Origin of the sequence: Kitasatospora sp. NPDC057198, assembly GCF_042670125.1 — a bacterium.
In the GTDB taxonomy this organism is placed as follows: Bacteria; Actinomycetota; Actinomycetes; order Streptomycetales; family Streptomycetaceae; genus Kitasatospora.
Window position 1 is genome coordinate 1 of sequence record NZ_JBHUWH010000691.1, and the last position, 2,932, is coordinate 2,932.

The following is a 2,932-nucleotide window of genomic DNA, read 5'->3' on the forward strand; positions in this document are numbered from 1 at the left end:
ACGGTGGCCCGGCTGGACGCCCGCTGGAAGCCGGTGCCCGGCAGCGGGCGGCGGATCGCCTGCGACGCGCTGGCGATCGGGCACGGACTCGTCCCGCAGATCGAACTCGCCACCGAACTGGGCGCCAGGACGGTCGCCGGGCCGGATGGCGCGGTCGCCCTGGAGGTCGACGCCGAGCAGCGCACCAGCGTGCCCGGCCTGTGGGCGGCGGGGGAGACCTGCGGCGTCGGCGGCGCGGACCTGGCGCTGGCCGAAGGGGTGCTGGCCGCCCACGCGGTGGCCGGACGCCCGGCCCCGGCCCGGGAGAAGGCCGTCCGGCGGCGGCGGCGCGCGTTCGCCGAGCTGATGGCCGCCGCGCATGCGCCCGGACCGGACTGGACCGGCTGGGTCACCGACGACACCGACGTCTGCCGGTGCGAGGAAGTCCCGGCGCGGGAGATCCGGACGGCCGTCGAGGAGCTCGGCGCCGGCGACGCCCGGACAGTCAAGCTGCTCACCCGGGCCGGGATGGGCTGGTGCCAGGGCCGGATGTGCGGGCCCGCGGTGGCCTGCCTGTCCGGCGGCGGGGCCGGGCGGCCGGACAGCCGGCCGCTGTCCTGCCCGGTGCCGCTGGCGCAGCTGGCGGAGCTGGTGGAGCCGCGCGAGGCCGGGACGGAGCCGGAGCCTGGTCCGGGGCCGGGGCGGTCGGGCCGGCGCTGAGGGCCGCTGCCGGGCCGGGTGCCGGTCCGTCGTTCCGGTCCGTCGTTCCGGTCGGCCGGGGCGGTTCGGGTGGGCGGGTCGCTCTTGTGGACCCCGCTCGCCCACTTGTAAAATGTCACACATCATATCTAGGGAGACCCCCATGACCCGCACCCCCCACGACCCCGCCCGTCCCTGGCGCGGCATCATGGTCGCCACCACCCTGCCCTTCCGTGACGACCTCACGGTGGACTACGACGCCTACGCCGAGCACGTCCGCTGGCTGATCGACAACGGCTGCGACGGCGTCGTCCCCAACGGCTCGCTCGGCGAGTACCAGACGCTCACCCCCAAGGAGCGCGCCAAGGTCGTCACCACCGCCGTCGAGGCGGCCGGGGACGGCGCCCGGGTGATGCCCGGGGTGGCCGCCTACGGCAGCGCCGAGTCCCGCCGCTGGGCCGAGCAGGCCGCCGAGGCCGGGGCCGGCTCCGTGCTGCTGCTCCCGCCGAACGCCTACCGCGCCGACCACGCCGCGGTGCGCGCCCACTACGCCGAGGTCGCCCGGGTCGGCGTGCCGGTCGTCGCGTACAACAACCCGATCGACACCAAGGTCGACCTCGTCCCGTCGCTGCTCGCCCGGCTGCACGCGGACGGCTCGATCGTCGCCGTCAAGGAGTTCTCCGGCGACGTCCGCCGCGCCTACGAGATCGGCGAGCTGGCCCCCGGCCTGGACCTGCTGATCGGCGCCGACGACGTGCTGCTGGAGCTGGCCGTCGCCGGCGCCGTCGGCTGGATCGCCGGCTACCCGAACGCGCTGCCCGCCGCCAGTGCCGAGCTGTACCACGCCGCGGTCTCCGGCGACCTGGCCACCGCCGTCCCGCTCTACAAGTCGCTGCACCCGCTGCTGCGCTGGGACTCCAAGACCGAGTTCGTGCAGTCCATCAAGCTGTCCATGGACATCGCCGGGCGCCCGGGCGGCCCGACCCGCGCCCCGCGGCTGCCGCTCGTGCCGGAGATCGAGGCCGCGGTGCGCGCCGCGACCGAGAAGGCGCTCGCCGAGGGCCACAGGTAACCGTCCGGCGCGGGTGGTCCGGACCGGCCCAGGGGGGAGCCGGCCCGGACCACCGCACCCCACGACCCGCCGTCAGCCGATTGGAGAGAGCACCGCGATGCGGACCCGTCACGTCTTCCACGCCGTCGACTCGCACACCGAGGGCATGCCCACCCGGGTGGTCACCGGCGGCTTCGGCACCGTCCCCGGCGCCACCATGGCCGAGCGGCGCGCCCACTTCCAGCAGCACCTGGACGGGTTCCGCACGCTGCTGATGTACGAGCCGCGCGGCCACTCCGCGATGAGCGGCGCGATCCTGCAGCCGCCCACCCGGCCGGACGCCGACTTCGGCGTGCTGTACATCGAGGTCTCCGGCCTGCTGCCGATGTGCGGCCACGGCACCATCGGCGTCGCCACCGTGCTGGTCGAGACCGGCATGGTGCCGGTGGTCGAACCGGTCACCACCGTCCGGCTGGACACCCCCGCCGGGCTGGTGGTCGCCGACGTGCGGGTGGAGGACGGCGCCGCGGTCGGCGTCACCATCCGCAACGTGCCCTCGTACTCGGCGGCGCTGGACCGGACGGTCGAGGTGCCCGGCCACGGCACCGTCACCTACGACCTCGCCTACGGCGGCAACTTCTACGCGATCCTGCCGCTGGAGCAGTTCGGGCTGCCGTTCGAGCGCGCGCGCAAGGACGACATCCTGGCCGCCGGGCTGGCCCTGATGGACGCGGTCAACGCCTCGGACGCGCACCGGCCGGTGCACCCCGAGGACCCGACCATCCACGGCTGCCACCACGTCCAGCTGCTCGCGCCCGGCTCGGACGCGGTGCACTCCCGGCACGCGATGGCCATCCACCCCGGCTGGTTCGACCGCTCGCCCTGCGGGACGGGCACCTCCGCGCGGATGGCGCAGCTGCACGCCCGCGGCGAGCTGGCGATCGGCGCCGACTTCCGCAACGACTCCTTCATCGGGACGACCTTCACCGGCCGCCTGGTCGAGGAGACCACCGTGGCCGGACGGCCCGCCGTCGTCCCGACCGTCACCGGCCGGGCCTGGGTGACCGGCACCGCGCAGTACTTCCTCGACCCGACGGACCCGTTCCCGGCCGGCTTCCTGCTGTAGTCACCGCCGCGGCGTCAATTCCCCCTTCGTGAAAGGTACTCGAGCATGACCACGATCGACTCGTACAACCCCGCCGA

At 75.0% G+C, this 2,932-nt stretch carries 3 protein-coding genes; all 3 read left to right on the forward strand.

Annotated features, from left to right (window positions below; all coding sequences use genetic code 11):
* Positions 1 to 699: (2Fe-2S)-binding protein (locus tag ACFUEL_RS37810; RefSeq protein WP_380242463.1), on the forward strand; the 699-nt coding region annotated here is incomplete at its 5' end.
* 142 nt (positions 700 to 841) lie between these two features.
* A complete protein-coding gene (locus tag ACFUEL_RS37815; protein WP_380242465.1) occupies positions 842 to 1,750 on the forward strand; it encodes a dihydrodipicolinate synthase family protein in 909 nt (302 codons plus the stop codon).
* 97 nt (positions 1,751 to 1,847) lie between these two features.
* Positions 1,848 to 2,855, forward strand: coding sequence for a proline racemase family protein (locus ACFUEL_RS37820; protein ID WP_380242467.1), 1,008 nt, complete (start codon positions 1,848 to 1,850; stop codon positions 2,853 to 2,855).
* The last annotated feature ends 77 nt before the right edge of the window (positions 2,856 to 2,932 follow it).